This window comes from Virgisporangium ochraceum (genome assembly GCF_016863655.1).
Taxonomy (GTDB): domain Bacteria; phylum Actinomycetota; class Actinomycetes; order Mycobacteriales; family Micromonosporaceae; genus Virgisporangium; species Virgisporangium ochraceum.
In genome coordinates, this window is sequence record NZ_BOPH01000080.1 from 44,243 (window position 1) to 67,976 (window position 23,734).

The 23,734-nt window shown below is 73.5% G+C and carries 19 protein-coding genes and 1 pseudogene; 4 read left to right on the forward strand and 16 right to left on the reverse strand.

All coding sequences use genetic code 11. The features are described from left to right. The first annotated feature begins 17 nt into the window (after positions 1-17). Positions 18-1,556 (forward strand): FAD-binding oxidoreductase, encoded by a 1,539-nt coding sequence (locus tag Voc01_RS26900; protein WP_203930347.1) that lies wholly within the window; start codon positions 18-20, stop codon positions 1,554-1,556. Between the two features lie 126 nt (positions 1,557-1,682). Here the strand turns inward: Voc01_RS26900 and Voc01_RS26905 are convergent, their stop codons facing one another. From Voc01_RS26905 to Voc01_RS26925, 5 genes are read right to left on the reverse strand one after another with little or no spacing between them, the layout of a single operon-like run. Further along, positions 1,683-2,330 carry a VOC family protein gene (locus Voc01_RS26905; protein WP_203930348.1) on the reverse strand — a complete coding sequence of 216 codons (648 nt, stop codon included), beginning with the start codon at positions 2,328-2,330 and terminating at the stop codon, positions 1,683-1,685. A 29-nt stretch (positions 2,331-2,359) separates the two neighbouring features. Next, on the reverse strand, positions 2,360-3,952 hold the full coding sequence (locus Voc01_RS26910; protein WP_203930349.1) for an FAD-dependent oxidoreductase: 1,593 nt from the start codon (positions 3,950-3,952) through the stop codon (positions 2,360-2,362). Next, complete coding sequence (locus Voc01_RS26915) at positions 3,949-5,181, reverse strand: MFS transporter (protein WP_203930350.1); 1,233 nt, start codon at positions 5,179-5,181, stop codon at positions 3,949-3,951. The genes Voc01_RS26910 and Voc01_RS26915 overlap by 4 nt, the downstream gene beginning before the upstream one ends. Continuing rightward, a complete protein-coding gene (locus tag Voc01_RS26920) occupies positions 5,181-7,301 on the reverse strand; it encodes an MMPL family transporter (RefSeq protein WP_239160509.1) in 2,121 nt (706 codons plus the stop codon). The genes Voc01_RS26915 and Voc01_RS26920 overlap by 1 nt, the downstream gene beginning before the upstream one ends. Before the next feature lie 23 nt (positions 7,302-7,324). Further along, on the reverse strand, positions 7,325-8,107 hold the full coding sequence (locus Voc01_RS26925) for an alpha/beta fold hydrolase (RefSeq protein WP_203930352.1): 783 nt from the start codon (positions 8,105-8,107) through the stop codon (positions 7,325-7,327). A gap of 114 nt (positions 8,108-8,221) precedes the next feature. Between Voc01_RS26925 and Voc01_RS26930 the strand changes: the two genes are divergently transcribed. Then, a complete protein-coding gene (locus tag Voc01_RS26930; RefSeq protein WP_203930353.1) occupies positions 8,222-8,425 on the forward strand; it encodes a 2TM domain-containing protein in 204 nt (67 codons plus the stop codon). A 27-nt stretch (positions 8,426-8,452) separates the two neighbouring features. Here Voc01_RS26930 and Voc01_RS26935 read toward each other — a convergent pair whose 3' ends face one another. From Voc01_RS26935 to Voc01_RS26960, 6 genes are read right to left on the reverse strand one after another with little or no spacing between them, the layout of a single operon-like run. Next, positions 8,453-9,244 (reverse strand): MBL fold metallo-hydrolase, encoded by a 792-nt coding sequence (locus Voc01_RS26935; protein WP_203930354.1) that lies wholly within the window; start codon positions 9,242-9,244, stop codon positions 8,453-8,455. Then, positions 9,234-10,025: an alpha/beta hydrolase gene (locus Voc01_RS26940; RefSeq protein WP_203930355.1), complete on the reverse strand. Its 792-nt coding sequence runs from the start codon at positions 10,023-10,025 to the stop codon at positions 9,234-9,236. Before Voc01_RS26940 ends, Voc01_RS26935 begins: the two co-directional genes overlap by 11 nt. After that, complete coding sequence (locus tag Voc01_RS26945; RefSeq protein WP_203930356.1) at positions 10,022-10,855, reverse strand: alpha/beta fold hydrolase; 834 nt, start codon at positions 10,853-10,855, stop codon at positions 10,022-10,024. Before Voc01_RS26945 ends, Voc01_RS26940 begins: the two co-directional genes overlap by 4 nt. Before the next feature lie 2 nt (positions 10,856-10,857). Continuing rightward, complete coding sequence (locus Voc01_RS26950; RefSeq protein WP_203930357.1) at positions 10,858-11,661, reverse strand: alpha/beta fold hydrolase; 804 nt, start codon at positions 11,659-11,661, stop codon at positions 10,858-10,860. Between the two features lie 8 nt (positions 11,662-11,669). Continuing rightward, on the reverse strand, positions 11,670-12,353 hold the full coding sequence (locus Voc01_RS26955; protein ID WP_203930358.1) for an alpha/beta fold hydrolase: 684 nt from the start codon (positions 12,351-12,353) through the stop codon (positions 11,670-11,672). A gap of 44 nt (positions 12,354-12,397) precedes the next feature. Next, entirely contained in the window at positions 12,398-15,043 is a 2,646-nt protein-coding gene (locus tag Voc01_RS26960) for an ATP-binding protein (protein ID WP_203930359.1), read from the reverse strand. 383 nt (positions 15,044-15,426) lie between these two features. Between Voc01_RS26960 and Voc01_RS26965 the strand changes: the two genes are divergently transcribed. Continuing rightward, on the forward strand, positions 15,427-15,876 hold the full coding sequence (locus tag Voc01_RS26965; protein WP_203930360.1) for a DoxX family protein: 450 nt from the start codon (positions 15,427-15,429) through the stop codon (positions 15,874-15,876). Positions 15,877-16,009: 133 nt separating this feature from the next. Continuing rightward, positions 16,010-17,983, forward strand: a complete 1,974-nt coding sequence (locus tag Voc01_RS26970; protein WP_203930361.1) for a putative bifunctional diguanylate cyclase/phosphodiesterase — start codon at positions 16,010-16,012, stop codon at positions 17,981-17,983. A gap of 3 nt (positions 17,984-17,986) precedes the next feature. On the opposite strand, the pseudogene Voc01_RS54705 reads toward Voc01_RS26970, so the two are convergent. From Voc01_RS54705 to Voc01_RS54455, 5 genes and pseudogenes are all read right to left on the reverse strand, one after another. Next, a pseudogene (locus Voc01_RS54705) lies at positions 17,987-18,735 on the reverse strand (diguanylate cyclase domain-containing protein). A gap of 110 nt (positions 18,736-18,845) precedes the next feature. Next, positions 18,846-20,306 carry a sensor domain-containing phosphodiesterase gene (locus Voc01_RS26980; RefSeq protein ID WP_203930362.1) on the reverse strand — a complete coding sequence of 487 codons (1,461 nt, stop codon included), beginning with the start codon at positions 20,304-20,306 and terminating at the stop codon, positions 18,846-18,848. Positions 20,307-20,369: 63 nt separating this feature from the next. Further along, entirely contained in the window at positions 20,370-20,834 is a 465-nt protein-coding gene (locus tag Voc01_RS26985) for an HIT family protein (RefSeq protein ID WP_203930363.1), read from the reverse strand. 23 nt (positions 20,835-20,857) lie between these two features. After that, the gene (locus Voc01_RS26990; RefSeq protein ID WP_203930364.1) at positions 20,858-22,534 is read right to left on the reverse strand and encodes a DUF885 domain-containing protein; all 1,677 of its coding nucleotides are present in this window, start codon (positions 22,532-22,534) and stop codon (positions 20,858-20,860) included. 6 nt (positions 22,535-22,540) lie between these two features. Continuing rightward, the gene (locus Voc01_RS54455; RefSeq protein WP_203930365.1) at positions 22,541-23,365 is read right to left on the reverse strand and encodes a GNAT family N-acetyltransferase; all 825 of its coding nucleotides are present in this window, start codon (positions 23,363-23,365) and stop codon (positions 22,541-22,543) included. Positions 23,366-23,734 lie beyond the last annotated feature (369 nt).

The following is a 23,734-nucleotide window of genomic DNA, read 5'->3' on the forward strand; positions in this document are numbered from 1 at the left end:
GTGTCACAGTGTAACGCATGGATGTCCCCTCCTTCGCGCGCTGGGGCGACGCCGCCGACGCGGTCGCTCTCCCCGACGGCGTGCGTGAGCTGCTCGGCCTGCGCGAGCCCGCGCCGCCCGTCGCCCGGCCCGCGCTGCCGCCGGTGCGGCTGCCCGCCGACGTCCTCGACGCTCTCGCGGCCGCCTGCGCCGACGTCGCGACCGGCGACGCCGCCCGCCTCGCGCACGCCGCCGGCCGGTCCACCGAGGACCTGCTGCGCCTGCGTCGCGGCGAGGCCGACGGTGCGCCCGACGCGGTGCTGCGCCCCGCGGACCACGCCGAGGTCGCCGCGGTGCTGCGGGTCGCCACCGTCCACCGGGTCGCGGTCGTGCCGTTCGGCGGCGGCACGTCCGTCGTGGGCGGGCTGCGTCCGGTCGCCGGCGGGTTCGCCGGCACGGTCGCTCTCGACATGGGACGCATGTGCGGGCTGGTCGACATCGACCACGTCTCGCGTACGGCCACGCTGCAGGCGGGCCTGCGGGGACCGCGCGCCGAGGAGCTGCTGGGCGACGCCGGGCTGACCCTGGGGCACTTCCCGCAGTCGTTCCAGTTCGCGAGCCTCGGCGGCTACGCGGCGACCCGGTCGAGCGGGCAGGCGTCGGCGGGCAACGGCCGGTTCGACGACCTCGTGCTCGGCCTGCGCGCCGCCACCCCGACCGGCGACCTCGACCTCGGCCGCGCGCCGCGGTCGGCCGCCGGTCCCGACCTGCGGCAGCTGCTGCTCGGCTCGGAGGGCGCGTTCGGCGTCGTCACCGAACTGACGCTGCGGGTACGGCCCCGGCCCGACGCGCACTCGTACGTGGGCTGGTCGTTCCCGTCGTTCGAGGTGGGCTCGGCGGCGCTGCGGGCGCTGGCGCAGGACGGCCCGCTGCCGACGGTCCTGCGCCTGTCCGACGAGACCGAGACCGCCGTCGGCGCCGCCACCGGCGCCGGTGCGGCGACCGGCTGCCTGGCGATCGTCGGGCTGGAAGGCCCCGCCGACGACGTCGCGGCCCGCGCGGCCGGGGTCGAGCGGCTGCTGCGCGCCCACGGCGGCACCCCGCTGGGTGGGGAGCCGGGCGCCGCCTGGCTCGACGGCCGCTACCGCGCGCCCTACCTGCGCGACGCCCTGCTCGACGCCGGCGCGCTGGCCGAGACCCTGGAGACGGCGACGTTCTGGAGCCGGCTGCCCGGAACCTACCGTGCCGTCCGGGAGGCGCTGGTGACCGCTCTCGGTGCGGGGGCGCTGGTCCTGTGCCACATCTCCCACGTGTACGCCGCGGGCGCGTCCCTGTACTTCACGGTGGTGGCGCCCCAGGCCGACGACCCGGTCGACCAGTGGCGCACCGCGAAGGCCGCCGCGAGCGACGCCATCGTGGCGTCCGGCGCCACCATCAGCCACCACCACGGCGTCGGCACCGACCACCGGCCGTGGCTCGCGACCGAGATCGGGCCGGTCGGTACCGCGATGCTGCGGGCGGTGAAGAACGCCGTCGACCCGGCCGGCATCCTCAACCCCGGCGTGCTCATTCCGTGACAGCGTGCGTCCGCCGGCGCGGCTCGGATCATGAGCGGGTGGGAGGTTATCAACATCAACAAGCGTTTTTGATGTTGATAACCTCCCACCCGGCAGATCAGGGTAGGCGAACAGGTGCCCGACGTCTTATCGGTCGGCGTCGGTTCCGGCCGGCGCGGGGGTCTGCGCCATGATGGCGAGCGGGTGGCCGTCGGGGTCGGTGAAGAACGCCATCCACTCCTCCACGCCCGACCCGTGCTTGTGGATCAGGTGCGGGACGTGGCTGAACTCCACCCCGCGCGCGACGAGGGTGTCGTGGGCCGCGTGGATGTCGCCGACCCGGAAGTAGAGGATCGACGGCTGGCCGCCGCCGTCGGGCTCCTCGGCCGCGCTGAGCATGAGCCGGGTCCCGCCGCAGTCGAAGAAGGCCAGGTCGCCGAACGTGTACAGGTGCGGCAGGCCGAGCACCTCGCCGTACCAGCGCGCCGCCACCGCGACGTCGCTGACCGGACGGGCGATCTGGCCGATCGCGCCCAGCCGGAGCTCACCGGACATGCTCATCCCTCCCGATGCCGAACCGGCGGGGACGCCCCGCCAGGCACGCAGGGCCGCCCGGCCGGGCAGGCCGAGCTTCGCCACCGCGTTGGCGGTGTGGAACTTGACGGCGTCGAGGCTCACCCCGCGCCGCGCGGCGATCTGACGGTTGGACATCCCGTGCCGCACGGCGTCGACGATCCGCCACTCCGCGGGCGTCAGGACATCCGGGTGGCGGGGACGGCCCCGTCGAGCACTCACGCCACCGACCGTAGCGGCCGACGGCCCGATTAACCCTCCCCCCGCAGGACGCGATGGACGGAGGAGACGGCGCCGGCGCCGTCGCCCACGGCGGTGGCCACGCGTTTCGTCGAGCCGGAGCGGAGGTCGCCGACCGCGAAGACCCGGGGTGCGCTCGTCTGGAACGGCAGGGAGCCGCGGTCGGTGACGACGAACCCGTCGTGGTCCGTGGCGACGCCGGCGAGCCAGTCCGACGCCGGGTCGGCCCCGATGAAGCAGAACAACGCGCGGCTGGGCAGGCGGGCCCACCGTCCACCGGACCGCTCGACGACGACCGACGTGAGCGTGCCGTCGCCGGCCAGTTCCCGGACCGCGCCGCCGGTGTGGACCTGGATCCGCGGATGCGTCCCGATCCGGTCGGTGAGGTACGACGACATCCGGGCACCGAGGCGCTCCCCGCGCAGGATCAGGTCGACCGTCGCGCCGCGGGCCGCCAGCGACAGGGCCGCCTGGCCTGCCGAGTTGGCGCCGCCGACCACCGTCACGGGGGCGTGGGCGAAGCTCCGCACGTCCTGTTCGGTGGCCGCGTACCGGATGCAGCCCGACCGCTCGAACTCCGTCCACCGTGGAGTGTCCAGGCGCCGGTAGTGCGCGCCGGTGGCGGCGACCACCGCGCGGCAGGCGATGCGTTCGCCGTCGGCCAGCAGGACCGCCGGCCGCCGGCCGTCGGCGAGGTCGAGACCGGTCACCGCGCAGGGCGCGTGGATGCGGACGCCGAACTTGAGTGCCTGGACCATGCCCAGCCGGGTCAGGTCGGCGCCGCTGATGCCCTGCGGGAAGCCCAGGTAGTTCTCGATGCGGGCACTCGTGGCGGCCTGGCCGCCGATGCCGCCCCGGTCCAGCAGGACGGTCGTGAGGCCCTCGGACGCCCCGTAGACCGCGGCGGCGAGGCCGGCCGGGCCGGCGCCCACGACGACGAGGTCGACCGGGTCACCGCCGGGCCGGTAGGTGAGACCGAGCGCCTGGCCGACCGTGCCCGGCGTGGCCCGCCGCAGCGGCGATCCGTTGACGGTCGCCGCGGGCAGGTCGGCATGCGTCAGCCCGCCCGAGGCCAGCACCGACCGCCCGGCGGGCGAGTCCGCGTCGTGCCACGCGTGCGGCAGGAGCATCTGGGTCAGGTAGGTGCGCAGCCGCAGCGTCGCCGCCTCGTCCGTGCGGCCGACGACCGTCAGCGCGCTCCCGGCGGCCGTGCGGAACACCTCGCGCCGCTCCCGGAACGCCGCGAGCAGGAGGTCGGCGATGTCGTCCTGCTCGGCGAGGACCCGGCGCAGCGCCGCCGCCCCGATCCGCACGACGGTTCCGGCGGTCACCACCCGCGCCGTCAGGTAGACCTTCTGCCCGGTGAGTAGGTTGAGCTCGCCGAGGAAGTCGCCCGGGCCGCCGCGGTAGATCAGACGCTCGGGCTCCGTGGCCGTCGCGTCGCGGAGGATGTCGACCGCGGCGGTGAGGACGAGGAAGAAGTCGTAGGAGTCGTCGCCGGACGTGTAGAGGTTCCGGCCGGAGTCGACGTGCTCGACCTGCCCGTAGGTGGCGAGCCGGCGGAACTGCTCGTCGTCGAGGACAAGCCCCCGGGGCGCCGTCACGTCGCGTCGGCGGTGGTGAGCGCGGGAGCCCGCGCGACGGTCACGACGTACAGGAGCAGACCGGCGGCGGTCATCGCGAACCCGGCCCAGACGGTCGACAGCGTTCCCCACCCGGCGTCGAGGGTGACGGCGCCGCCGACGGCCCCGAGCGCGTTCGCCAGGTTCAGCGCCGCGAGGTTGAGCGCGCCCTTGAGGGTCGGCGCACCGGGGGCGAACCGGGTCAGCCGCACCTGGATGGTGGGGATCGCGGCCATCATGGTCGCCCCGACGCCGAACAGGCACGGCAGCAGGACGGCGACGGTGCTCCCGCCCACCCCGATCAGCGCGAGGAGCGCCAGCGCACCGCCGTAGCCCCAGATCAGCCCGCGGTGGTCGTACCGGTCGGCGACGCGTCCGCCGACGTGGTTGCCGACGGCCATGCCGACGCCGAAGACGGCGAGCGCGACCGGGATGAGCGAGGCGTCGCGCCCCGCGGCGTCGGTGACGAACGGTCCGATGAACGTGTACACGGCGAAGATGCTGGAGATGCCCAGCGCCGCGACCGCGACGATCAGCCAGACCCCCCGCTGACGCAGCGCGTCGACCTCGTTGGCGATGGAGCGCCCGCGCAGGGCCTCGGTGCGCGGCAACCAGGCCACCAGCGCGGCACCGGCGAGCAGCCCGATCGCGGCGACGGTCCAGAACAGGACGCGCCAGCCGGCGTTCTGGCCGACGAGCGTGCCCACCGGCGACCCGACGACCGCGGCGACGGTGAGGCCGCTCATCACCGTGGCGAACGCCCGGCCGCCGCGGCCCGGCCCGTACACGTACGCGGCGACGACCGCACCCGCGCCGAAGAACGCGCCCTGCACGGAGCCGGCGACGAACCGGTAGACGACCAGCGAGGTGATGTCCGTCGCCACCGCCGACAGCACGTTGCCGACCAGGAACAGCCCGACCAGCCCCAGCAGCAGGGTCCGCCGGTTGACCCGGGCGGCCAGCACGACGATCGCCGGCGAGCCGACCATCACGCCGACGGCGTAGGCGGTGATCGCGTGGGTGGCCACCGGGATGATCACGTCGAGGTCGTCGGCGAACAGCTGGATGATGCCGTTGCTGCCGAACTCGCCGGTGCCGATCGCGAACGTACCCAGCGCGAGCGCGAACAGCGCCAGCCGCGGGCTGCGCACCGCCGGGGTGTGCGTCCCCTCCGCAGCGACGCACTGTTCGTGGTAGGCGTGCCGGTGCATCACGGGACCTTCACCGCCACCGGAACCGGCGCGTCGTCGGACTCCCGGAAGCCGTGACGTTCGTAGAAGCGCCGTAGCGGCGCCGGCGCCCACCAGTTCGCGGTACCCAGCAGCCGCATCGTCGCGGGTACCAGCAGCGCCCGCACGATCGTGGCATCGACCAGGACGGCGATCAGCAGCGCCACCCCGATCAGCTTGATGAACGTGATCCCCGAGATGGAGAACAGCCCGATGACGACGAGGATCAGCAGCGCCGCGCTGGTGATGATGCGGCCGCTGCGTTGCAGCCCGACGGCGACCGCCTGCGGGTTGTCGCCGGTGCGGTCGTACTCCTCGCGGATGCGCGACATGAGGAAGACCTCGTAGTCCATCGACAGCCCGAACACGACCGCGAGCACGAGGATCGGCTGGGTGGCCTCCAGCGTCCCGGTGGAGGTGAAGTTCAACAGGCCGCTGAGGTGGCCGTCCTGGAAGATCAGCACCAGGGCGCCGAACGAGGCGCCGAGCGACAGGACGTTCATCAGGATCGCCTTGACCGGCAGCACGAGCGAGCCGAAGGCGAGGAACAGCAGCAGGAACGTGGCGCCGACGATGATCAGCGCCATCCACGGCAGCCGGTCGGCCACGGCGTCGAGCTGGTCGGCCAGCCGCGCGGTCAGGCCACCGACGAGCACCTCGCCACCGGCCGGCGGCGGGACGGCGCGGATGTCGGCGACGAGGTCGCGCGTCTGCGCCGAGATCGGGTCGCTGGCGTAGGTGACGGTGACCCGGAACACCTCGCCCGCCCGCCCGGTGACGTCGGCCGTGGCCACCCCGTCGACGGCGCGGACCGCGGCGACGTAGCGCTCCAGGTCGGCCGGGTCGGGCGCGGTGACGATCGCCTCGATCGGCAGTTGGCTGTTCTGGACGAAGTCGCGGTCGACGGTCTCGGTGACCACGCGGCTCTCCGTGCCCTCCGGGAGCACGCGGGGGTCGATGCCGCCGAACTGCACCCGCAGGAACGGCGCGCCGGCCAGCAGCAGCACCGCGAGCACCCCCACCGCGTACAGGACCGGGCGGCGCATGATGCTGTGCGCCAGCCGGTACCAGAAGCCGTGCTCCACGCCTCGCGTGGACGGCCGGCGCCTACGCACGGACAGCGCGTCGACGCGGCGGCCCAGAATGGCCAGCAGCGCGGGCAGCACGGTCAACGCGGCCACCATCGCGACCAGCACCGCGGACAGGCCGCCGAGGCCCATCGAGCGCAGGAACGTCATCGGGAAGATGAGCAGGCCGGCCAGCGACACCGCGACCGTCACCCCGGAGACCGCGACCGTGCGGCCCGCGGTGGCCATCGTGCGGGCGACGGCGTCCTCCACTCCCGCCCCGTGCGCGATCTCTTCCCGGAACCGGCCCACCATGAACAGGCCGTAGTCGATCGCCAGGCCCAGGCCGAGGATCGTCACCAGGTTCACCGAGAACACCGACACGTCGGTCACGTAGCTCATCGCCCGCAACGCGGTGAACGCGCCGAGGATCGCCAGGCCGCCGATCGCCAGCGGCAGGCTCGCCGCGGCGACGCTGCCGAACACGAGCACCAGCAACGCCAGGAGCACCGGGATGGAGATGGTCTCGGCGAGGGCGATGTCGGCGGCGACCCGCTCGCGGATGTCGCGGCTGACCGCGGTGATGCCGCCGACCCGGGTCTCCAGCCCGGGTGCGGCCAGGCCGCTCTCCACGCGTTCCAGGGCCTCGCCGCGCTCGGTCTCGTCGGCGCCGGCCAGCGTCAGCACCGCGTAGGTGGCCCGCCGGTCGTGGCTCACCAGCCCGGGGCTGTTGGTGCTCCAGTAGGTGACGGTCGCGGTCACGTCGTCCTTCGGCAGCGCGGCCAGCGTCTGCGTCACAGCGGCCCGGAACGCCGGGTCGTCGACCGTCGCGGTCGGGCTGCGGTAGAGGACCACGAGGTCGTTGCCCGAGCGTCCCAACGTCTCCTCCGCGCGGACGACGGAACGCGAGCTCTCACTGGCCGGGTCCTCGAACCCCTCGGTGGTCAACGCGCCGAACACCTGCGTGCCCCAGACGCCGCCGAACGCCATGAACGCCAGCGCCAGGCCGACGACCCACCATCTGCGGCGGACCATCGTCCGCCCCCACCGCTCGAACATCAGCGCGCCGCGCGCTTGATGACGTCGACGGTCGCGTCCGGCTGCGAGATCATCGCGACGTGCGACGCGGCGACCTCGGTGATCCGCGCGCCCGCCCGTCCCGCCATGAACCGCTGCGCCGCGACGGGGATCACCTTGTCGTTGCGGGCGGCGAGGTACCAGGACGGCGTCGTCCGCCACGCCGGATCGCCGGAGGGCTCCTCGAACACCGCCGCGTTCAAAGGCCGTTGCGCGGCCCACATGAACGTGGTCGTCGCCCTCGGCAGGTCACCGGCGAACGCGTCCCGGAACAGCTCCTTGCGGATGTAGGCGTCGGCGCCGGTCGGGTGCGGCCGGAACTCCAGCGCCTCGGGGGTCACGGTGCTGCCCGGGAAGCGGTACTGCAGCGCCGGGACGGTGTCGCCGCGGTCGGGTGCGAACGCCGCCACGTAGACCAGCGCCTTCACGTTCGCGTTGCCGGTCGCGGCGTTGGTGATGACCATGCCGCCGTAGGAGTGCGCGACGAGGACGAGCGGGCCGCTGAGCGTCGCCAGGATGCTCGCGAGGTACGCGGAGTCGGAGGCGACGCCGCGCAACGGGTTCGGCGGCGCGATCACGGGGTAGCCGGCGCGGACGAGCCGGTCGGCCACCCCGCTCCACCCGGAGGCGTCGGCGAACGCGCCGTGCACGAGCACGACGGTCGGTCGGGGGCCCTGGTGCGCCTGTGCCGCGGGCTGCGCGAGCACGGCGCCGGCGGCGGCCGCGGCGCTGCCGGCCAGGATTTTTCGGCGGGTCGTCGTCATGTGGTGTCCTTCGGTCGTCTCCGGCTGGCTGCCGGTGAACCTAGGGACAGGCACTTGACGATCACTGAACGGACGGTTCACTCGTCGGCAAGTCCGCCGACCTAGCGTGCCGGCATGACATCGACGAAGAGCGAAGCAGCCCGGACGTGGGGCCTACGGATCCACGTGCTCTGCTACGTGGTCCTCAACGTGGTGCAGGTGATGGTGTGGTGGTTCTTCGACTCGGACAACCACTTCTGGCCCATCTGGTCGATCGTGGCGTGGGGGGTCGGGCTGGGGTTCCACGTCTGGAGCGAGTCCCGGCCGTCCCGGCACTGACCGGCGCTCACCGGCACCGACCGGTGCTCAGACCTCCACCGGCTCCGGGGCGCCGATCGTCAGCCACCGCAACGCGTCGCGCACCTCGGGCGGGGAGGCCGCGAACGCCCGCTCGACGCCCGCCCGGCCGTCGCGGAAGTGGCTCCAGCCCTCGTAGTGCACGGGCAGGATCGTCCGCGGCCGCAGCTGCCGGCACAACGAGACACCGTCGCGCCCGGTCATCGTGTACCGCAGCGGGCCGGTGACCCCGAACCGCACGCCGCCCAGGTGCAGCAGCACGGTGCCGATGTCGAGGCGCCGGGCCACCTCGCGCACGCCGCGGTAGAGGACGGTGTCGCCGGTGACCCACAACTGGCCGTGCCGCTGGCCCTCCCACGCCAGCGCGAAGCCGACGACGTCGCCGGTGACGGGCCGGCTCAGCGGCGGACCGTGCCGGCACGGCGTCGCGGTGATCTCCAGGTCCGGCCTGCCGGCGGCGGTCAGCCGCGTGGTGTCCCACGGGCGCAGCCCGCGTCCGCGGCCGAGGCGGCGGACGCCGGCCGCGGTGGTCACCACGGTCGACACGGACGGCAGGAGGATCCGGCCGAGGTCGTCGAGGTTGTCGGCGTGGTGGTCGTGGGTCAGCAGCACCGCGTCCACATCGGACAGTGCGGTGACCGGGACCGCGGGCGCGGCCTCCTTGCGGGAGGCCGTGCCCCAGCCGAACGCGTACCGGCGCCCGGGCGGGTCGAAGGTGGGGTCGGTCAGCAACCGCCAGCCGTCCACCTCGATCAGCACCGTGGGACCGCCGATGTGGGTCACGCGAACGTCAGCGGACATGGGTGAGCGCCCACTCCAATGCCTCGTCCGCGATGCGCTCCCAGCCCTTCTGCGCGGGCAGCAGGTGCGCGTAGCCGTCGTACACCCGTTGCTCCGTCACGGTCTTCGGCGACTTGTAGTGTTTGACGTTCGACGCCTGTACCGCCGGTGGCATGAGGTGGTCCTCCCCGCCGGACACGAACAGCAGCGGCGCCCGGTCGTCGTTGTGGTAGTCGACCCACACGTCCTGGTGGCCGGGCTGGAAGTTGGCCAGCACGCTGCCCCACAGGATCCCGCCGTTGGCCGGGACGTGGTACCGCTCGTACAACGCGCGCGCCTCCTCCTCGTCGAACGTGTTGGTGAACGCGTACCGCCACTGCTCGAACGTGAGCCTCACCGCCTTGTGGCGGTTGGCGGGGCTCTTGAGCACCGGGAACGTCGAGCGTACCTGCGACAGCGGCACCACCCGCACCCCCTCGGTCGGCGCCGAGTTCACCGCGACTCCCACCGCGCCGAAGCCGCGGTCGAGCAGCAGCTGGGTGAAGGCCCCGCCGGCCGAGTGGCCGATGATGATCGGTGGCTCGTCCAGCGACCGCACCACGTCCTCGAGCCGGGACATGATCTGCGGGACGGTCACCGCGGCGACCGGCGCGGGATCGGCGTTGAGCGCCTCCACCTCCACGTCGAATCCCGGGTACGCCGGTGCCACCACCCGGTGTCCCCGCGACTCGAAGTGGGCGATCCAGTTCTCCCAGCTCCGGGGCGTCACCCAGAAGCCGTGCACCAGGACGATCGGTTTCATGGCCGGTACTCCTCGAGGAAGGCGAGCAGGTCGTCGCCGAGCCGCTGCTTGTGGGTGTCGGTGATGCCGTGCGGCGCGCCGGGGTACACGGTCAGCCGGGCGCCCTTGATGCGGGCCGCCGACGCGGCACCGCCGACCTGGAACGGCACGACCTGGTCGTCGTCGCCGTGGATGACGAGCGTGGGTACGTCGAACGCGTCGAGGTCGGTGCGGAAGTCGGTGGCGGAGAACGCAGCGACGCACTCGTAGGCGTTGCGGTGTCCGGAGGCCATCGACTGCAGCCAGAATGCGTCCCGGATCCCCTGCGACACCTCGGTTCCGGGCCGGTTGTCGCCGAAGAACGGCCCGTCGGCGAGGTCCTTGTACAGCTGGGACCGGTCGGCGAGGGATCCGGCGCGGATGCCGTCGAACACCTCGACGGGGACGCCGTCGGGGTTGTCGTCGGTGCGGAGCATGAACGGTGGCACCGCCGACACGAGCACCGCCTGCGCGACCCGGGCGGTGCCGTGGCGGCCGATGTAGCGGGCCACTTCGCCGCCACCGGTGGAGAACCCGACGAGGGTGGCGTCGCGCAGGTCGAGGTGGTCGATGACCGCGGCGAGGTCGTCGGCGTAGGTGTCCATCTCGTTGCCGTGCCAGGTCTGGGTGGACCGGCCGTGCCCGCGCCGGTCGTGGGCGACGACCCGGTATCCGTTCGACGCCAGGAACAGGGCCTGCGCCTCCCAGCTGTCGGAGTTCAGCGGCCATCCGTGCGACAGCACGACGGGACGTCCGCTTCCCCAGTCCTTGTAGAAGATCTGTGCGCCGTCGGCGGCGTCGATGTAGGGCATGGTCAGGCTCCCTGTGCGGTCGAGCGGGCGGCGGCGAGGATCAGGTCGACGGTGGTGTCCGGCTTCGAGGTCATCGCGACGTGCGACGCGCGCACCTCGACCACCCGCGCGCCGGCACGCCGGGCCATGAACCGCTGGGTGTCGGCCGGGATCACCCGGTCGTCCTTCGCCACCAGCGTCCACGCCGGGATCGTCTTCCAGGCGGGCACACCCGACGGCTGCCGCAGCGTCGCCAGGTCGGCCGGCCGCTGCGTGGCCGCCATCGCGGCCGCGGTCGACGCCGGCAGGTCGGCGCAGAACACCTCGTGGAACAGCGACTGCTTGATGTAGCCGTCGGGGGTGCTGCCCAGGTTCGGGCGGAGGTCGAGCGCGTCCGGGCCGAGACGGCTGCCGGGGAACTTCGCCGACAGCGACTCCACCGTGTCGCCGGCGTCGGGCGCGAACGCCGCGACGTACACGAGCGCCTTCACGTTCGCGTTGCCGGTGGCGGCGTTGGTGGCGACGAACCCGCCGTACGAGTGTCCGACGAGGACGATCGGGCCGGTCAGGCCGGACAGCACGGCGCGGACGTACGCCGAGTCGGAGTCGACGCCGCGCAGCGGGTTGGCCGGCGCGAGCACCGGATACCCGTTGCGCTGCAACCGCTTGACGACCTCGGTGAACCCGGAGGCGTCGGCGAACGCGCCGTGCACCAGCACGATCGTGGGCTTCGGCCCGGGTGTGCGGTGGGCCGAGGCGGCGGTGCCGGCGGCGAGCGGTGCCGCCGCGGCGGCGAGGGGAACGGCGACGATCGTACGTCGACGCATGGGACCTCCTAGGTCGAGAGTGCCGAGCGGATGACCTCGGCGACGGAGTCGGGTCGGGACAGGACGACGGCGTGCGACGCGTCGACCTCCGTGGTCGTGGCGCGCACCGCGGCGGCCACCCGGTACTGGGCGCGGGCGTCGAGCACCCGGTCGGCCGTGGCGACCAGGTAGTGGGAGGGCACGCGCGCACGCGGGTCCCACCGCTGGTCGAACGCGGCCGCGACCACCGGACGCTGCAGCGCCGCCGCGACCGTGGCGTCCACAGTGGACAGATCCTGCGCGTACACCGACGGGTAGTCGGCACGGCGCAGGTACAGCTCGCCGTCCACGGTCGGCGCGAGCGCCGCCAGGAACCGCGCGGAGAGCAGGGACAGGATCGTCGGGACCGGGACGAGCGCGGCGACGTACACCAGACCGACGACGTTGCCGGCCCGGGTCGCGGCCACCGACGCGACGGCACCGCCGTACCCGTGCCCCACGAGGAGGACGGGTCCGTCGATCGCGCCCGCGGCCGCCGCCACGTGGTGGCCGTCGGATGCCAGTCCCCGCAACGGGTTCGGCACCGCGACGAGCTCGGTGCCGAGGGTCGCCCCGGCCCGGACCGTGCCGGCCCAGGTGCCGGTGTCGGCGAACGCGTCGTGGACCAGGAGCACCGTCGGGGTGCTGCCGTTGCGGAATCTGCGGCTGACCACCGGCTCACCGTAGGAACAGCGGCGGCCGCGTCGCGTACGTACGACTACGTAATTTCGCGGGCCAGCTCGCCGCGCGACCTGATGCCGAGCTTCGGGAAGATCCGCGACAGGTGCGTCGTCACCGTGCGCGGCGACAGGAACAGGCGTTCGGCGATGTCCCGGTTGCTGAGACCCTCCGCGGCCAGCCGCGCGATCTGCAGCTCCTGTGGGGTCAGCGCCGACGCCGCGGCCACCGGCCGGCGCAGCGTCTCACCCGACGCCCGCAGCTCCGCGCGGGCGCGGTCGGCCCACGGGGTCGCGCCGAGGGCGTCGAACGTCGCGGCCGCGGCGCGCAACAGGGGACGGGCGTCGGTGGCGCGCCGTTGGCGGCGCAGTCCCGCGCCGTGGGCCAGTTGCAGCCGGGCCCGCTCGAACGGCCAGCCCGACAGGTCGGCCGCGAGCGCGGCCCCGAACTCTCCGGTCAGCACGGCGTCGGCGAACCGCAGCCCGACCGCGAGCGACGGCGAGCCGCACTCGGCGGCCACCGGCGTCAGCTCGTCGACCAGTTCGCGCAGCCGCGCCTCCTGGCCGCACCGGATCCCCGCCTCGGCCAGGTGCGCGAACATCACGAACCGCTGGTAGGGGTGGTATGCGACGTCGGCCGGGTCGAAGATGCGGTGCAGCTGCCGGAACGCGTCGTCGGGCCGCCCGCCGGCCAGCGCCTCCACCCCGCGGATCATCTGCACCAGCGCCAGCATCGTCAGTCGGCCGGCCGGCAGCAGTACGCTCTCGCCGAGGTCGGCCGCCTCCCGCGCCCCGTCGGCGTCGCCGCGCAGGGCCTGCGCGTGCCCGAGGAACAGCCGCGACGTCAGCATCCACGCCGGCTGGTTCGTCTCGGTCGCGAGGGCCGACGCCTCGGTCGCCAGCGCCGTCGCCGCCGTCGCGTCACCCTGGTAAGCCGCGGCGGAGGCCTGTGCGGTGAGCACCTGGGCCAGCAGCCCGATGCGGCCCTGGACGCGCAGGCCCGCCACCGCCGAGGCGTAGAAACGCACGGCCAGGTCGTGCGCGCCGAGCCCGGCGGCGCCCAGGCCGAGCATGTGCTGCTGTGCCGGCGACAGGTCGAACCGCGCCTGCAGGCGCGCCATCCGCTCCAGCGCCGCCGTACCGCGCCCGACCGGGTCGATCAGGGCGGTGGCCGCGACGACCCGCGGATCGTCGGCCGGCAGGTCGATCCCGTCGGCCACCTCCAGGTACCGGTCGACGATCCCCCGGTCGGGGTTCGACCAGTAGAACCGCAGGATCATGAGCATGAGGAAGTCGCTGGCCCGTTGCACCTCGCCGTCGCGGCTCAGCGCCTCGATGAGGTCGGCGTAGACGGGAAGGCGGGTGTTGCCGGAGTACGCCGTCTCCGCGAACGTCTCGCGGGTGAAAGACAGCCAGGCCCGGTCGACCGGGTGGAGTTCCTCGTCGACCACCGCGTCGAGGAAGCGCCGGGCGGCGGCGAGGTCGCCCTGCTCCACGGCCGAGGCGGAGGCGTTCAGCAGCCGGCGGCCGCGCTCGCGCGGGTCCTGGCTCAGCTGCGCGGCACGGTCGAACGCGGCCAGCGCGATGCTGACCGCCTGGCTCAGCCCGGCCCGCTCCGCCGTCGCGGTCAGCTCGGCTGCCAGCGCCTCGTCGGGTCCGTCGGCGGCCGCGGCCCGGTGCCAGATCTGGCGGTCGGCGTCCCCCGACAGCACCTGCGCCAGCGCGGCATGGACCCGCCGACGCTGCGCGACCGACGCGGACTGGTACAGCGCCGAGCGCAGCAACGGGTGCCGGAACCGCAACCGGTAGGCGTCGTCGACGCGCACCAGCCGGCTCGCCACCGCCGGCTCCACGTCGGCGGCCGTGACCGGCTCCCGCTCGGCCCGGCCGGCCGCGGCCAGGATCTCGTCGAGGCCGTCGCCGTCGTCGAGGGCCGCCACGAGCAGAACCGCCCGGGTCGGCGTCGGAAGCTCCGCGACCAGCGCGCCGAACGTCCGCTCCACGCGGGTGCTCAGCGGCAGCCACGACGGCAGCAGGGCGCCGGCACCCGACCGCGCCGCGATGCCGCCCAGCTCGACGAGCCCGAGCGGGTTGCCGGCGGCCTGGCCGAGCACCCGCTCCCGCAGCGCCGGCGAGAGGCCGGGTGCGACCCGGTCGAGCAGGATGCCGGCGTCGGCCGCCGACAGCGGTTCGAGCCGCTGCTCCGGCAGTCCCACCCCGGCGAGCTGACGGTCGAGGTCCTCGCCGTCGCGGACCGTGAGCACCATCGCCACGTCGTCGACGTCGATCCGCCGCGCCGCGAACGTCAACGCCTCCCACGACGGACGGTCGAGCCACTGCGCGTCCTCGACCGCGACGAGCACCGGTGCGGGCTGCGCGCCGAGCAGGTCGAGCAGGTCGACCGCCGCGCGGAACGGCGACTCGAGGTCGCCGGCCCGCAGGTCGGCACCCAGGACGCGGGTGAGCCGGTGCAGCCCGGCGTACGCGACGCGGACCTCGGCCAGCACCCCGGACGTGCCGGCGACCCGCATGCCCCGCTCGGCGGCGAGCCCGGCGAGGTGCTCGACGAGCGCCGACTTGCCGATTCCGGCCTCGCCCCGCACGACAACGGCGCCGCCGCGGTGCGCGGCCGCTGCGTCGAGCAGCGCGGTCAGCGCGCGGATCTCCGCCTCGCGGCCGACCAGCATGGTCGACATCGTAGCCAGCGACTGTTACGCGGCGGAAACGTCCCGGTAGCCCTCGGCCTGCAGCCGGAACAGCGGGGCGTACCGGCCACCGGAGGCCATTGCCGCCGTCGCGGGTGACCCGGAGGCGCTCGCCGAGGTCGGCCCGCTGCGCGCCACCCTGGACGATCGGCACCGTCTCCCGGGGTGACACCGTTCCGGTCGCGCTCCCGCGCGCTGAACAGCTCACGCGCTGAACAGTGATATCGATTTGTGTCGATCACATTCATGGATTGATATCACTGTTCTGTTCGGGTCCTCCGCGTGTGAGGGTGGGGCACGCGCTTCAACGGCGAGGCCGGCAACGTCCACTGTGGACATCCATGGATACAACCCGCGGAGGCACGATGTCTTTCGACAGATTCTCTGGTCCGGTGTGGTCGCTGTTCAGGATCGCGATCGGTGTTCTGTTCCTGTGCCACGGAGCGGCCGGCGTGTTCGGCCTCTTCGGCGGGCACCGGGGGAGCGGAGAGGCTCTGCCGATGGGCAGCTGGCCGAACTGGTGGGCCGCCGTCATCCAGGTCGTGGGCGGGGCGCTCGTCGTCGCCGGCCTGGCGACCCGGCCCGCCGCGCTGCTGGCCTCCGGATCGATGGCCTACGCCTACTTCGTGGTGCACCAGCCGGAAGGCCTGCTGCCCCTCAACAACGGCGGCGTGACCTCCGCCCTCTACGCCTGGGCCTTCCTCGCCATCGCCGCGCTCGGTGCCGGCCCCTGGTCGGTCGACGGACTGCTGAACCGCCGCCGCGTCGACGAGGGCGTCACACCGGTACCCGTCGGCGTGCGCGACGCCGCATAGCGCCCGGTAACCCCACCGACCACAGTGGACGTCCCACGTCCACTGTGGGAAGGCCTCATGAGACGGGCGTCGGTGCCGATGGATAGGTCGGCTGCCGTGGGGCTGTTCGTGAGTGCCGGAGTGGGGATCGTCGGTGAAGCGGTGGTACCGGATCAGCCGCGTCGCGTGGTTCGGCATGGTCGTGACCATCATCGCGATCGCGGTCGGTGCGTTGCTGGCCAGTGCCAGCACGAGGCGGTTGACGACGGTCGTGGCCGAGTCGACCGCCCTGGTTTCCGCGTACACCCGCACCGACGAGGCCGTCGTGGCGGAACGGTCGCTGGAGCGCCAGTACCGCCTCAACCCCGACCCGTCCGTCCGGCGCGACTACGAACGGCAGAAGGAGAACGTGCTCGTCGCGCTCGACGACATCGAACGGATCGGGACGGCCGAGGACCGGGCACTGGTCAAGAAGGTGCGGTTCGCGCACTCCTACTACGACAGCGCCATCCAACGGCTGTTCGACGCGGTCGACACCGGCAGCCCCTCGCTCGCCTACAGCATCGAGAGCAACGAGGTCGGCCCCGCCTTCGACGAGCTCGACGAGCTCCTCGACACCGGCGCCGAACGGCATGTCGCGGCGGCCGAGCGGGCCGTCGAGAACCTGTACCGGGTCGAGGGCACCGTCACCGTCGCCGCCTGGGTCGGCTCAGCGTTCGGGATGGCGCTGGCCTTCACGTTCGGGCTTCTGCTGGCCCGGTACCAGCGCGAGCTGGTCCGGCAGGCCGCCGACAGCCGCCACCACGCGACCCACGACCCGCTGACCGGTCTGCCGAACCGGACGCTGTTCACCGACCGGCTCGGCGAGACGCTCGCCGGAGGACTCCGGGACGGGACCGAGCTGACGATCCTGCGGTTCGACCTCGACCGGTTCAAGGAGGTCAACGACGTCCTCGGCCACCACCACGGCGACCTCCTGCTGCGGCAGGTCGCCGCGCGCCTGTGCGAGGCGCTGCGCGCGTCGGACACCGTGGCCCGCCTGTCCGGCGACGAGTTCGCGGTTCTGCTGGCCGGCACCGGTGCCGAGGCGGGGCACCGGCAGGCCGAGCGGCTGCTGCGCGAGTTGCACCGCAGCTTCACGCTGGACACCGTCACCGTCGACGTCGAGGTGAGCGTCGGGATGGCGGTGGCGCCCTTGCACGCCGACCGCGTCGACGACCTCATGCGCTGCGCCGACCTGGCCCTGTTCCAGGCCAAGGACGCGAAGACCGGTGTCGTCGTGTACGACCCGGACATGGTCGTGGACCAGCCGAACCGCCTCGTGCTCCTCGGCGACCTGCGCCGCGCGATGGAGCAGCCCGACGAGCTGGTCCTGCATTACCAGCCCAAGGTGGGGCTGCGGAACGACCGGTTGTGCGGCGTGGAGGCCCTGGTGCGGTGGAGGCACCCGGTGCGCGGTGTGGTCTCGCCGGCGGAGTTCATCCCGGTCGCCGAGAGCACCGGGCTCATCAACAGGCTGACGGCGCACGTCCTGGCGATGGCGGTGGCGCAGGCCCGGACCTGGCTCGACGAGGGGCTGGAGGTCCCGATCGCGGTCAACCTGTCGCCCCGCTGCCTGCTCGACCCCGACCTGCTCGGCCGGGTACGGGAGCTGCTCGTGGAGCACGGCGTGCCGGCCCGGGCGCTGCGGCTGGAGGTCACCGAGACGGCCGTCATGGCCAACCCCGCGCTGGCGCTGAGGACCCTGAACGGCCTCCACGACCTGGGTGTTCGGCTGTCGATCGACGACTACGGCACCGGCTACTCGTCGATGGCGTACCTCAGACGGCTGCCCGTCGACGAGCTGAAGGTCGACCGGTCGTTCGTCACCAACATGTCGACCAGCGACCACGACGCCGTCCTGGTCCGCAGCGCCGTGGACCTCGGACACAACCTCGGGCTGACCGTCGTCGCCGAAGGCGTCGAGACCGCCGGCCAGGTCGAGGCGCTGCGCGACCTCGGGTGCGACATCGCACAGGGTTTCCACTACGCCAGGCCGATGCCTCCGGCGGAGCTCGCAGGGTGGCTGCGGGACGGCGGCCGCGACCCGCGGGTCCCCGCGCCGGTGCGGATGAGCGGCGCGAGGTAGCGGCTACGAGCTGGTGATGGTCTGCCGCTCGCGGGTGACGGCGTCGTAGCGCAGGAAGGCCGTGCCGGGCAGCTTCTTGGCGGCATACATCGCGATGTCGGCGCAGCGCAGCAGCGTTCCCGGGTCGTCGCCGCCGCGCCCTTCGGCGATTCCGATGCTGGCCCGGACCGTGAGCGTGTGCCCACCGGCGACGACGGGCTCGCGCAGGGCCTCGATCATGCAGTGGGCCACGGTGTCGGCGGCGAGCGGGTCGGCGCTGTCGACCACGACGACGAACTCGTCGCCGCCGAGCCGGGCGACCGTGTCGACCCCCCGAGGCAGCGCACGAAGCGCCCGGCGACCGCGGTCAGGAGCAGGTCGCCGACCTCGTGGCCGAGTGTGTCGTTGACCTCCTTGAAGTCGTCGAGGTCGGCGAGGGCGACGCTGACCCGGTGCGGGCCGGGCCGGTTCAGCGCGGCGGCGAGCCGGCGGTGGAACAGGACCCGGTTCGGCAGCCCGGTCAGCGCGTCGTGGGTCGCGCTGTGGTCGAGTTGCGTGAGCAGCCGCCCGTTGTCCCTGAGGACGGTGACCTGCCGGAGGATGACCATCGCGGTCAGGCCGACCGCGACGGCCACGATCAGCCGCCGTTCGACGTGGTCGCCGCCACCGACCCAGGTGGTGGCGACGAGCGAGGCGATCTGCGTGGTCCGGTTCGACGAGACGAGCGCGGGACGCGTCGCGAAGTGCCAGATGAACACGGCCGAGGCCACCATGACGATGGGCCCCAGCGGCACCAGCAGGTTCACCGCGAACCACAGCAGGCCGGCGACGAGCGCGGCACCGCAGAGCCGCAGGGGGACCGACGTGGTCCGGTCCCCGGGCGTCACGGCCCGACCAGCTCGGTGGGCCGGGGGGTGTCGACCGGTCGGTCGTCGGCGGCGCCGGTCCACTCGAGAACCGGCTCGAGGTCCGGTCTGGCGATGTGGAAGCCCTGCGCGCTGGTGATGCCCGCGCTGCCGAGGACGGCGAGTTCCTCGGCGGTCTCGACGCCTTCGGCCACGGTCACGACGCCGAGCGAGCCGGCGAACGAGCTCATCGCACCGAGCAGCGCGCGGCGGGCGGGATCGCGGTGGGCGTCGGCGACGATGCTGCGGTCGAGCTTGATGATGTCCGGACGCAGCCGGAGGATGTGCTGCATCGACGCGTAACCGGCGCCGGCGTCGTCGACGGCCAGCCGGACACCGCTGTGCGCGAGGCGGCGGACGACGTCGGCCAGCGCGTCGTAGTCCTCGACCACGGCATGCTCGGTCACCTCGACGACCACCCGGCGCGCCGCCGGTCCCACCGCGGTGAGCAGCTCGGACAGCCGGGGATCGACAATTGTCTGTGGACTGAGGTTGACCGACAGGTACATGTCGGTGGGGAGCCGGGTCAGGTGCCGGCACGCCAGCGCGACCGCGTGCAGCTCGAGCTCGGGCCCGAGCCCGACCTGCCACGCCTCCTCGAACCACACGTTCGGGGGCCGGTAGGGAACGGGCGTGAACCGCGCCAGCGCCTCGTGACCGACCACCCGCCGGGTCCTGACGTCGACGATCGGCTGCAACGCCATGTTCAGGGCGCCGGGATCGGCCAGCACCGTCCCGATGCGCTCGCGGGCGGCGGACCGGCCCGCCAGCCACACCTGTTCGGCCTCGGCGGCGCGGAACTCGCCGGTCACGTCGACGGTCGAGCCGCGGAACCCCAGGAACCGGCCGCTGTCGTCGCGGATCGGGGTGGCGCTGGTGACGACGTGCCGGACGGACCCGTCGCGGTGCCTGACCCGGGTGCGCCAGTGCTGCCAGCCGTCACCGAGCGCACCCGCCTGTACCCGCGCCAGGGTCGCGGGTCGGTCCTCCTCCATGACCAGCATCTCGATCGCGTCGTGTCCGAGCACCTCGTGCGGCTCGTAGCCGAGTACGGCCCGGACGCCGGCGCTGGAGTAGGTGATGCGGTTGGACGCGTCCAGGTGCCACAACCACCCGTACGCGGTCCGGACGGTGTCCCGGTAGGCGCCGAGCGCGTCGTGCGCGGTGTCGGCGAGCGCCCGGTTCAGCCGGACCAGGCGCACCACCATGCCCGCGACCACCGGCAGCCACGCGACGCCGATCAACGACAGCCACTCGTCCGCCTCGAACCCGTCCCGGTTGACGATCGAGTCGATCCAGTCCCACACGTACCCCGCGAGGGACATCGCGATGCTGATGGCGAACACGGCGATCGCGGCCGAGACGACACGCCTGGTCTGCGCCACGCGGGAGGTGCGCTCGGGCATCACCTCGGCGGCGTCCTCGCCGAAGTCGGTCACACGCCACATGTCGACCGGCTCCGGTGGGATCTGAGGAGCGCCACCGGTGCAGTTCGGTGCCGGTCACCCGGACCCGAGGTACGCCCGCAGCCGGTCCGCGTACGGGCGGCGCTCCGCGGCCGGCCGGAAGTCCTTCTGGGGATGGGTGAAGTACAGGTCGTCGCCGGCGTACCGGGGAAAGACGTGCATGTGGTAGTGCCAGACGTCCTGGTTACCGGCGGGCTCGTTGTGCTGGCGCACGGATGTCCCGTCGCAGCCGTAGGTGTGCCGGATCGCGATGGCGACCTCCCGCGCCAGGTCGTGGATCGCGTGCCCGTACCGGGACGGCAGGTCGTACAGGTTCTCGAAGTGCGCGTTCGGGACGACGAGCACGTGACCGTGGTTCTTCGGCCACCATCGCGGCGAGACGAACGCGGTGGCGAGTCCGGTACGCCGCACCACGTCGTCCTGGGTCCGCCGCTCGTCCCCACCTCCCGCCGCGAGGCGGCAGAAGGGGCACTCGTAGCCGCTCGGCGCGTGGTTGAACACGTCTTCTCCCGTCGGTCGATTGGTCAGGCGTCCCCGGTCCAGGCGGCCACGACCTCGGCGAGCACGGTGAGCGGAAGCGCCCCGTTGCCCAGAACCGTGTCGTGGAAGGCGCGGACGTCGAACCGGGCACCGAGCCGTCGCCCCGCCTCGGCCCGCAGCCGCTGGAACTCCAGCCGGCCCACCATGTACGCCAGCGCCTGCCCCGGGTCGGCGATGTAGCGGTCGGTCTCCGACTCCACGTCGACCTCGGACATCGCGGTGTTCGCGCGCAGGTAGGCCGTCGCCCGCTCGTGGCTCCAGCCGTGGGCGTGCAGCCCGGTGTCGACCACGAGCCGGGCGGCCCGGATCGAGTCGGCCGCCACCATGCCCAGCCGGGCCAGGTCGTCGGAGTACAGGCCCATCTCGTCGGCCAGCCGCTCGGCGTAGAGGCCCCACCCCTCGCCGTACGCGGTGTACTCCTGGATGCGCCGCAGCAGCGGCAGCCCGACCAGACCCCGGGCGGCGCAGTGCTGCACGTGATGGCCCGGAACCGCCTCGTGGAACGCGGTCGCCTCGCCGGCGTGGCGGTGTCGCTCCTCCACGCGGTGGGTGTTCACGTGGTAGACGCCCGGCCGGCCGCCGTCCAGGGCCGGGGGTTCGTAGTAGGCGCCGACCGCGCCGGGCGCCAGGTCCACGGGGACCGGCCGCACCTCGCAGCGATGGTCGGGCGGCCGGCCGAACCAGCCGGGTGCCGCGGCCTCGGCCCGGGCGACCGTGGCCCGGGCGTGCGTCAGCAGTTCGTCGGCGTCGTGCCAGCGCAGCGCCGGGTCCTCGCGCAGCCGGCGCCGTACCCGTGCCGGGTCGCTCTCGCCGAGGGCGCGGGCGCCGAGGTCGGCGTACTCCGCGTCGAGGCGGGCGATCAGGTCGAGGCCGGCGCGGTGAAGGTCGTCGGGATCCCGGGCGGTGCCGGTGTGCCGCCGGCACAGCGCGGCGTAGGACCGGGTGCCGCCGGGCAGCCAGCACAGCCCCGGCCGGTCGTCCGGGCGCGAGCGGGGCATCACCTCGGCGGCCAGCGCGTCCCGGTACCGGGCGTAGGCCGGCCGCACCCGCTCGGCCAGCAACCGGTCCCGCTCGGCGCGGAACCGGTCTGCGTGGAACGAGCCGGCGTCCGTCGGTGGTTCCGGTCGGCGCAGCGGGTCACGGTCGGGGTGGTCCAGGTACCGGTCGACGAACGTCACCGCGTCCCGGACCAACGACCGCACGGGCAGACGGCCCTCCGCCATCCCGACGCGATGCCGCTCCGCCAACGCGTCGAGAGCCGAGGGGACCGCGGACAGCCGCGCCAGGTAGGCGTCGGCGCCCGGGCGCCCGGTGAGGACGGTGCCGGGCAGCGCGAACAGCAGCTCGACGGCCGGGCTGACCCAGGAGTCGACCACCGTGTACTCGACCGCCCGCACGTCGAGGTCGACCAGCTCGTCGGCGACCGCCCGCAGCAGCACCGCCCGGGTTATCCGCTCCTGCGGGTCCAGCGCGGCCGGGTCGATCGCGGCGGCCCGGGCGGCCACCGCGGTCAGCCGGTCGCGGTGCCGCTCCCCGCCCGCGCGGGTGTGGTCGGGCAGCTCGGCGTCGTGGCCGGGGAGCCCCATCGCCGTCGCCCGGAGCGGATGCGCCCGTGACAGCGCCTCGACCAGGTCGTCGCAGACGCCGGTCAGCCCGGTCACGGCCGGCTACCGACCCACCGCGAGCGGCGCGACCAGGATCGCGCAGGGGTTGCCCTGCTCCCAGCCGGGCAGGGGATCGATGGTGTCGACGTGGATGAAGCCGCGCGCGGTCCAGAACCGGTAGGTGGCGGTGTAGGGCGGGTACTCCGCGGCCGGGTCCAGGGTCTTGACCTCGACGACCATCGTGCCGCCGGCGCGCAGCTCGTTCAGGACACGCGTGACGAGGGCGGTGCCGATGCCCCGGTCGCGGCGCTCCGGCGCGACGGCGGCCCAGAGGATCTCGGCGGCGGCCGGGTCGCGCCGCTTCACGACGGCGAAGCCGACCACCGCCGCGCCGTCCGTGACCACCCAGGAGTCGTGGGTGGTGACGTCGCCGGCGATCGTGTCGACGGTGTCCGGGGTGAAGAACTCCGGTAGACCGGCGGCGATGTCCCGGCAGGCCGCGAAGTCGTCGACGCCGGCGGGCCGGACCTCCCACCCGCCCGCGTGCCGCCCGAACACCAGGCAGAACGGGTGACCGGCCGGATCGGCGAACACCCGGTAGCGGCCCGCCAGCTCGCCCGGTAGCCGAGTCGCGCCGAGCGCGAGGACCTGCCGCTCCGCGACCTCCACGTCGTCGACGCGGATGTCCAGGTGCAGTCGCGGCTCTCCGGGCGCCGTCCAGTTCGCGACCCGCTGGAATGCCAGCTGGCGCGCGCCGGGCCGGGAACCGATGACGACCCAGTCGTCGTGGTCCTCGTTGACCCGCATGCCCAGGACCGCGGCGTAGAACGCGGCGAGCGCCCGCGGGTCGGGGCAGTCGAGCACCGTCTTCTCCAGGCGACCGGTCATCCGTCGATTGTGCCGACCGGGCGCACCGGCCGGGGGACCGCTGCGCCCGGGTAGCCCGTCAGGCCGCGTACTCGCTGGCGATCCGCGTCAGCTCGACCAGCCCGCTCGCGTACTCCATCGCCTCGGCGTGCGCCTCCGGGAACGGCGGCTGGAAGCCGACACCCTCCCACTGGCCGGGCCGCGGCGGCGGGACCCGCGCCGGCCAGGCCCGCCGCCGGTGGGACCGCGAGAACGACAGCCAGCACCCCGGCCCACGACGGCCGCCGTCGTCGATGTGTCATGACGCCTCCCATGATCGACGATGATCAATGCAGGTCACCATCTACGAGAGTCGATCGATGGTCGTTGGTCAAGGGATTCGGACCGGTC

Coding starts and splice junctions, on each gene's coding strand:
- Voc01_RS26900 (WP_203930347.1), top strand. CDS start 18: ATGGATGTCCCCTCCTTCGCGCGCTGGGGCGACGCCGCCGACGCGGTC.
- Voc01_RS26915 (WP_203930350.1), bottom strand. CDS start 5,181: ATGCACCGGCACGCCTACCACGAACAGTGCGTCGCTGCGGAGGGGACG.
- Voc01_RS26920 (WP_239160509.1), bottom strand. CDS start 7,301: ATGGTCCGCCGCAGATGGTGGGTCGTCGGCCTGGCGCTGGCGTTCATG.
- Voc01_RS26925 (WP_203930352.1), bottom strand. CDS start 8,107: ATGACGACGACCCGCCGAAAAATCCTGGCCGGCAGCGCCGCGGCCGCC.
- Voc01_RS26930 (WP_203930353.1), top strand. CDS start 8,222: ATGACATCGACGAAGAGCGAAGCAGCCCGGACGTGGGGCCTACGGATC.
- Voc01_RS26935 (WP_203930354.1), bottom strand. CDS start 9,244: ATGTCCGCTGACGTTCGCGTGACCCACATCGGCGGTCCCACGGTGCTG.
- Voc01_RS26940 (WP_203930355.1), bottom strand. CDS start 10,025: ATGAAACCGATCGTCCTGGTGCACGGCTTCTGGGTGACGCCCCGGAGC.
- Voc01_RS26945 (WP_203930356.1), bottom strand. CDS start 10,855: ATGCCCTACATCGACGCCGCCGACGGCGCACAGATCTTCTACAAGGAC.
- Voc01_RS26950 (WP_203930357.1), bottom strand. CDS start 11,661: ATGCGTCGACGTACGATCGTCGCCGTTCCCCTCGCCGCCGCGGCGGCA.
- Voc01_RS26960 (WP_203930359.1), bottom strand. CDS start 15,043: ATGCTGGTCGGCCGCGAGGCGGAGATCCGCGCGCTGACCGCGCTGCTC.
- Voc01_RS26965 (WP_203930360.1), top strand. CDS start 15,427: ATGTCTTTCGACAGATTCTCTGGTCCGGTGTGGTCGCTGTTCAGGATC.
- Voc01_RS54455 (WP_203930365.1), bottom strand. CDS start 23,365: ATGACCGGTCGCCTGGAGAAGACGGTGCTCGACTGCCCCGACCCGCGG.